General features: G+C 72.5%; 4 protein-coding genes. 2 read left to right on the plus strand and 2 right to left on the minus strand.

Annotated features, from left to right (window positions below; translation table 11 throughout):
• A partial coding sequence (locus ACYVE9_RS10840; RefSeq protein WP_461027567.1) for an nSTAND1 domain-containing NTPase occupies positions 1 to 3,013 on the minus strand: 3,013 nt, incomplete at its 3' end.
• A 227-nt stretch (positions 3,014 to 3,240) separates the two neighbouring features.
• On the minus strand, positions 3,241 to 4,476 hold the full coding sequence (locus tag ACYVE9_RS10845; RefSeq protein WP_461027568.1) for an outer membrane protein assembly factor BamB family protein: 1,236 nt from the start codon (positions 4,474 to 4,476) through the stop codon (positions 3,241 to 3,243).
• 508 nt (positions 4,477 to 4,984) lie between these two features.
• Here ACYVE9_RS10845 and ACYVE9_RS10850 point away from each other — a divergent pair.
• Both ACYVE9_RS10850 and ACYVE9_RS10855 read left to right on the plus strand, forming a co-directional pair.
• Positions 4,985 to 5,290 (plus strand): type II toxin-antitoxin system RelE/ParE family toxin, encoded by a 306-nt coding sequence (locus tag ACYVE9_RS10850; protein ID WP_461027569.1) that lies wholly within the window; start codon positions 4,985 to 4,987, stop codon positions 5,288 to 5,290.
• Between the two features lie 412 nt (positions 5,291 to 5,702).
• Positions 5,703 to 7,485 (plus strand): thioredoxin domain-containing protein (locus ACYVE9_RS10855; protein ID WP_461027570.1); only part of this gene is annotated, 1,783 nt, incomplete at its 3' end.

Below are 7,485 nucleotides of genomic sequence, written 5' to 3' on the forward strand. Positions count from 1 at the left end.
CGACGTCGTACGCGGCGCGCCCCACCGCCGCCGGTTCGGCGGCCGTCAGCCAGCGCCCGAACGCGCCGGTGCGCGGGTTCCAACCGCCGATCCGGTTGCCGTCACCGCTGATCGACTGCGCGGCGAGCGTCGTGCCGTCGGGATGCCAGGCGATCGGGCCCAGGACCACCTCCTCGCCGTCGGGCGCGTTGCCTTTCAGGGAGGTGAGGAGACGGCGGCCCTCCGTGTCCCACACGCGCACCCCGGGGTCGCCGAACACCGCGACCGCCAACAGGGAACCGTCGGGGGAGAACCGGAGGGACTGCACGGTGTCCTCACCGAGGTCGGCGCCGGCGAGCGGAAGCGTCTCGCCGGTGCGGGTGTCCCGCAGGGAGACCGTGGTGCCCGCCGTGCCCGTGCCGCCGACGGCGATCAGACCGCCGTCGCCGCTGACGTCCACGGCCGTGACCGGGTTCAGGTCCGAGTCGAACTCCGTCAGCTCGGTCATCGCGTCGGCCGACAGCAACGCGCCACGCGCCTGCGTGGTCGGTGCCGCACGCCACGCCCTGAGCGCGGCCTCCCGGGCACCGGCCGGATCCCACTCGGCCAGGGCGAGCGACTCGGCCGACAGCTGCCGCGACAGCGCGATCCGGGCCTGGCGGTCGGCGTCGTCGCGGGCGTTCAGAGCGAGCCCGCCCGCGATGAGGGCGGCGACGAGCAGCGTGGCGAGTGTGGCAGCCGCGGTGCGCAGCCGCTGCGTGGCGCGCTGCTGCTCGCGCCTGCTCGCACGCAGGAACTCCGCCTCGACAGCGGTGAGTTCGCGTTGGCCTTCGGCCCACTCGGCGGCGGCGGCCAGACGCGCGCCCCGGTACAGGTCACCGCGGTCGCGGCCACCGTGCCGCCAGTTCGTGGCGGACTCGTCGAGGTGCTGGCGCAGCAGCAGCTCCTGCCGGTCGGCCTCGACCCAGGCGCGCAGCCGCGGCCACGCGGTCAGCAGGGCGTCGTGGGAGAGCCGTACCCCCTCGTCGTCGACGCTCACCAGACGGGCGTCGACCAGGCCGGCCAGCGCCTGCTCGGACAGCTCGCCGCGGTCCGCGCAGCGGCGGGCGAGGCCGCCGTCCGGCAGTACGTTCACCAGGCGCAGCAGCGCCGAACGCAGCGCGGCGGCCGCGTCGGCACCGAGCCGTCCGTACAACTGGTCGGCGCTGACCGCGACCGCCCGGTCGACACCGCCGGTGGCCTCGTACCCGCCCAGGGTGAGCACCTGGCCCGTCCGGCCCAGCCAGGTCTCGCGTAACGCGTGGGCGAGGCGGGGCAGCGTGCCCTGCCCGGGCCCGGAGCCGTCGCGTGTCCCGGCGTCGCGGATGAGCCGGTCGGTGAGGCCGTCCTCGACCCGGAGCCCCGCCGCGCGGGCGGGCGCGATGATCACCTCGCGCAGCGCCTCGCCGTCCAGCGGCCCGACGACGAACGGAGCCTCCAGCGCGAGTCTCAGCGGGGCGAGTTCGATGCAGTCCGCCACGTGGTCGGCGCGCACCACGAGCACCACGGTCGCGGGCCACGCGTGCGCCAGGGCGGTGGCGAAGGCCGCCCGGTCGGACGCTTCGGCGCCGTCCGTGAAGAGCTGCTCGAACTGGTCGACCACGATCATCAGCCGGGCGCCGTCCCCGCCACCGGACCGGCCCGCCGCCGGGCGGCACTGCTCACCGAAGGCAGCGGGCCGCTCACGTATCGCAGTGGCGAGGGACGCCGGGTCCGCGCCGGTCACCGCGGCGATCCGGGCTGCCAGGGTGTCCACCGGGCGTGCCCCCGGCGTCAGCACCACCCTGGGCCAGTCGCAGCCGGCCTCGTCCAGGGCGGGGAACAGCCCCGCGCGCAGCAGGGACGACTTGCCGGTGCCCGACGCGCCCACCACGACCAGCGGCCCGGAAGTCGCCGACTGCCGCGAGAGCCGTACCAGTAACCCGGTGATCTCGGCGTCCCGCCCGTGGAACCACGCCGCGTCACCGGTGCCGAAGCTCCGCAGACCGGGGTAGGGACAGACGTCGCCCGCTTCCGGCGTGGTCCCGTGCGCCTGCGGGTTCCCGGAGTCCGGCTGCTCCGGGTCCCGCTGCCGCCTGGCGGCCACGGAGACGATGGCACGCAGGAGGGCGTCGTTCCCCGGTGTGCCACTGCCCGGCGTGGTCGCGTCGGCGGTCGAGCCGGCGCGCTCCGCCTCCACCACCTCGGTCAGCGCCGCCGTGGCCGCGCTCATCAGCTCGCCCGCGCCGGCGAACCTCCGGTGCGGGTCCTTGTCCATGCCGGTCGCCACCACCATGTCCAGGGCGGGCGGGATCCGCGGGTCGAACACCGAGGGCGCGGCCGGCGGGTCGTTGAGCTGGGCCGCCAGCTTCGCGGCAGGATCGTCGGCGGGGAAGGGCACCTTGCCGGTGAGGCACTCGTACAGCACACAGGCCAGCGCGTACACGTCGGCCGTCCCGGTGACCTCGTGCCCGCGCAGTTGCTCCGGGGAGATGTAGTCGAGGGACCCGACGTAACTGCCTGTCCTGGTCAGCCGGGTGGCCTCCGCGTCGAGCGGCCGGGCGATGCCGAAGTCGGTGAGGTACGCGTCGTCGGAAGCCCCGATCAGGATGTTGGACGGCTTGACGTCCCGGTGCACGATCCCGCCCTCGTGCGCCGCGTCCAGCGCCCCGGCCACCTGCGCCAGCACGCGCACGGCCCGCCGCGGGGTGAGCGGCCCCGCACCGAGCACCCGTCGCAGGTCGGAGCCGTCGACCAGTCGCATCGCCACGTACAGCCTGCCGTCGCTCTCACCGGACTCCAGTACGTCCACGATGTGCGGGTGCGCGAGCCGCGTCACCAACTCGGCCTCGCGCCGCAGCCGTCGGGCGTAGCGTTCATCGGCGGTGTCCGACAGCACCTTGAGGGCCACGTGCCGGTCGTGGAGGGTGTCGAGCGCGCGGTACACCTCTCCCATACCGCCCCTGCCCAGCAGCCGCTCGATCCGGTACCGCCCGCCGAGCAGCTCCACAGCCACACGCCCCCTCGTGTTCGGACCTCTCTCCTGCCGGTGCGCCAACACTACGGCCGAACACGCGGACGCGACGGGCCGGTTGGGCGACGTCGGGCCGAACCGTGGTGGCTGTTCGGCCCGCAGGAGCATGGCGCCGGGGCCGTCGGCGCCGGACGATGAGCAGCCGTCCCAACCACCCCGCCGACCGGTCCGTCGTCGTAGGCGACGCCCGTCGACGAACCACGGCTCCACTAGACGGGCAGGGCGTGCAGCTTCTTGCCGTGCAGGGCGAAGACGTGCTTGCCGTCGGTGGCCATCAGCCATGCGTGGTGGTCGCCGGACCCGTCGTTGAACGTCCAGCGCAGGTCACCGCTCTTCGCATCGAAGGCGTGTACGCCGCCCTGCTTGTCGAGCGCGGTGGCTCCGTAGAGAGTCCCGCCCGCCTGGACGAACTGCCTGGGCGCCTGGGCGCCCGCGTCCGCGAGCGCCTTCGACCGCCATACGCTCTTGCCGGTCTGCGGCTCCACAGCCCAGAGCGTTCCGCCGCTGTCCGCGACGTAGAGCACGTCCTCCAGGACGGCCGGCTCCTTGAAGGTGGTGAACTTCTCGGTCTGCACCGACCACTTCTCGGCGCCGTCAGAGAGGTTGAAAGCCTGGAGCTTCTGTCCCTGCGGGATGATCACCAGGTCCTGGTGGACGGCGAAGAAGCCGTGGTTCGTCCTGGACGTCTTACGCGTCCACACCTGCTTGCCGGTCGCGGTGTCGCGAACCGTGAGGTTCTTCCTGAAGTCGGTGTAGACGAGGTAGCGACCCTGTACGGCGGCGTTGACACCGTTCTGCTTGGTGCCGAGGTCCCGCTGCTCCTTCCACGCCACCTTGCCCGTAGCGCTGTTCAGCGCGGCGATCACGTTGGTACGGGACGAGCCGTCGCCCTCGAGGATCTCGGCGATGACGTACACCTGCTTGTCGTCCACCGCGATCGGCCTCGGCTGCCGGTACTCCTTGCCCAGGCGGCTGCGCCAGGTCTCCTTGCCCGTGGCCGGGTCGTATCCGCCGACGGTGCCGTCGTACTTGCCGCTGGCCAGGTAGACGGTGTCGTTGCCGAGCAGGAGCGGCGCACCGGGCACCGCGCCGCCCTCCAGCGACCACCGCTGCTCACCGGAAGCCGCGTCGAGTGCGGCAAGCGGATCACCCGTCGCGATCACCACGCCCGCCACGGCCACCAACTCGTTGTTGTTCCCGTAGGTCTGAGCCGAAGTCGACTTCGACCACAGCGGCTCAGGGGCCTGTCCGTCCTCGGAGGCGGCGCCCTCGGACGGAGCGCCGCCCTTGGGTGTCCCGGAGCCTCCGGCACCGTCCGTGGCGTCGTCCTCACGGCAGCCGGCGGCTCCGACCCCCAGCGCTGCCAGCGCAAGACCACCCCCGGCCAGCCGCAGCACCCGGCGCCGGTCGGGCCTGCCATCCGATGGGCTCTCGTCCTTCGACATCCTTTTGTCCCCCGTTGAGTCGTGTGCGTAGCAGGATGAGCAGGTCGCGCTCCCGCGTCGGGGCGCGGTCCTGGCGGTCGGGTACGTTAGCCGCTGCCGGACAGCGGCGGTGACGCCGGGACCGGACCGGGACAACGCCGTGAACCAATCGGTACGTTGATCCACCAGGGAGGACTACGGGGGACCGGCGTGGTGTCCGTGTACCGCAAGGGGGCGCCAGCGCCTGACAGTTCGTGGCCCCGGGGCGGTCTCTGGTTGCGCTGGGCGCGCGGGTGTGCCCGCCGTCATGCTGCCGTCGGCGTGTCGAGTCAGGCGAGCCGGTCACAACGCCGCGCGGCTTACCCGCGAAGTCGCGAACGCGGTACTGCTGAACTGCGTTGTCACCGGAGAGGGCATCGTCATGGTGTGAGGCCCGCGCACGCCACTCTCCATGGTTCAGTTACCGCTGCCCTTCTTGGGCGTATGCCGAGGGGGAGATCTTTCCTGGTCGACGAGGTGTGTGACGGGGATGTCGGCCTCGGCGCACGCCCGGCTGGTGCAGGCGCTGGATGCGCTGGCGTCGGGAGGTCCTGGACCGGGGCGTCCGCTGGTGGACGCCATTCACGGTTGGTCGAGGGCGAACCTGAAAGAGCTGCGCCCCGGCACGGTGCGGATTCCTTTCGCCTTCGACCCGTGGCGCTCCAGCATCCTGCTGGTGGCGGGGGACGAATCGGGGCAGTGGAACGAGTGGTACTGGGAGGTGATCCCCCTGGCTGAGCAGCGCTGCGAACTCCACGAGAAGGAACGCGCTCGGGAAGCAGGAGGACGACCGTGAGTGGTTACACGCGCTGGCAGGACATCCGTGCCGAGAATGCCGCCCGTGCCGGCGGTGAGAAGGCTGTGCACGCGGGCAGGGAGTAACTGCTTGCGGAGGTGACCGGGCGCCGTCTGGCGGAACCGCGGAGGGCACGAGGGCTGCCCCGGCAGCAGGTGGCTCACCGCATGGAGTCCATTTTCCGGTGCTGCAAGTTCCGCCACTCCGCGCGAGCAGCTGAGAGTGCTCCGGGGAGCATGTGAACAGGCTCGGGCGTCCTTTCCCACGCTGGGAGCGGAGCTGTCTGACAGGCCTCTGAAGGGCCGGGCGCTCCACGCCTCCCGGGGCTTTCGTGCCTATCGTGGGTGGGGCCACGCGTGGGCATGTCTCGTGCCCAGTGGGTAGAAGACTCCCACCGACTAAGGATGCCGACATGAATCGCCTGGCTGAGTCCCAGTCGCCCTACCTCCTCCAGCACGCCGACAACCCGGTCGACTGGTGGCCGTGGTCGGCGGAGGCGTTCGAGGAGGCGACGAGGCGGGACGTCCCGATCCTGCTCTCGGTCGGCTACAGCTCCTGCCACTGGTGCCACGTGATGGCGCACGAGTCGTTCGAGGACGAGGAGACGGCCCGCTACCTCAACGCGCACTTCGTCAGCGTGAAGGTGGACCGGGAGGAGCGGCCCGACATCGACTCGGTCTACATGGAGGCCGTGCAGGCCGCGACCGGGCAGGGCGGCTGGCCGATGACGGTCTTCCTCACGCCCGACCGGCAGCCGTTCTACTTCGGTACCTACTTCCCGCCGTCCCCCCGGCACGGCATGCCCTCGTTCCGGCAGGTGCTGGAGGGCGTCACCGGAGCCTGGCAGGAGCGGCGCGGTGAGGTCACCGAGGTGGCCGCGCAGATCGCCGCCGACCTTGCGGGGCGTTCCCTCGCCGTGACCGGCGGTGACGAGCCCACCCAGCCGACGCCTGGCGACCAGGCGGACGCGCTGCTCGCGCTGACCAGGGAGTTCGACGCCCGGCACGGCGGATTCGGTGGCGCGCCGAAGTTCCCGCCGCCGATGGCCCTGGAGTTCCTGCTGCGGCACCACGCCCGCACCGGGGCCGAGGGCGCGCTCCAGATGGTGGAGGCCACCTGCGAGGCGATGTCCAGGGGCGGTATCTACGACCAGCTCGCCGGCGGTTTCGCCCGGTACTCGGTCGACGCCGGCTGGGTCGTGCCGCACTTCGAGAAGATGCTCTACGACAACGCGCTGCTGTGCCGCCTCTACGCGCACCTGTGGCGTTCCACCGACTCGCCCGCTGCCCGCCGGGTCGCGCTGGAGACGGCCGACTTCATGGTGGCCGAACTCCGCACCCAGCAGGGCGGTTTCGCGTCCGCACTGGACGCCGACAGTGCCGAGCCCGACAACCCGGGGGGCCCGCACCGGGAGGGCGCCTACTACGACTGGACGCCGGCGGGCCTGCGAGAGGTGCTGGGTGAGGACGACGCGGCGTTCGCCGCCCGGCTCTACGGCGTCACCGAGGAGGGCACCTTCGAGCACGGCTCGTCGGTGCTGCAACTCCCCGACAACAGCGGCCCGATGGACGCCGAACGGGTCGAGTCGGTGCGACGGCGGCTGCTGGCCGCGCGGCAGCAGCGCCCACGGCCCGGCCGGGACGACAAGGTGATCGCCGCCTGGAACGGTCTGGCCATCGCGGCGCTGGCCGAGGTCGGCGCCTACTTCGACCGCCCCGACCTGGTGGACGCGGCGACCGCCGCCGCCGACCTGCTGGTCGGCGTGCACCTCGACGACCACGGCCGGCTCTACCGCACCTCCCTGGGCGGGGTCACGGGCAGCAGCGCGGGTGTGCTGGAGGACTACGCGGACACCGCCGAAGGCCTGCTGACCCTGTACTCCGTCACCGGCGAGAGCGCCTGGCTGGACCTGTCCGGGGTGCTGCTCGACGCCGTGCTCACCCACTTCACCGGCGACAGCGGCGCGTTCTACGACACCGCCGCCGACGCCGAGCAGCTCATCCGCCGCCCGCAGGACCCCACGGACGGCGCCACCCCCTCCGGCTGGACGGCGGCGGCCGGCGCCCTGCTCACCTACGCCGCCTACACCGGCAGCAGCCGGCACCGCGAGGCGGCGGAACGGGGGCTCGGCATCGTGAAGGCGCTCGGTGGCCGGGCCCCGCGGTTCATCGGCTGGGGGCTGGCCGTGGCGGAGG

The organism is Streptomyces sparsus, assembly GCF_054776295.1.

Bases quoted from the DNA above. Each gene is read 5' to 3' on its own strand.
- ACYVE9_RS10845 (WP_461027568.1), bottom strand. From the start codon at position 4,476: ATGTCGAAGGACGAGAGCCCATCGGATGGCAGGCCCGACCGGCGCCGG.
- ACYVE9_RS10850 (WP_461027569.1), top strand. From the start codon at position 4,985: ATGTCGGCCTCGGCGCACGCCCGGCTGGTGCAGGCGCTGGATGCGCTG.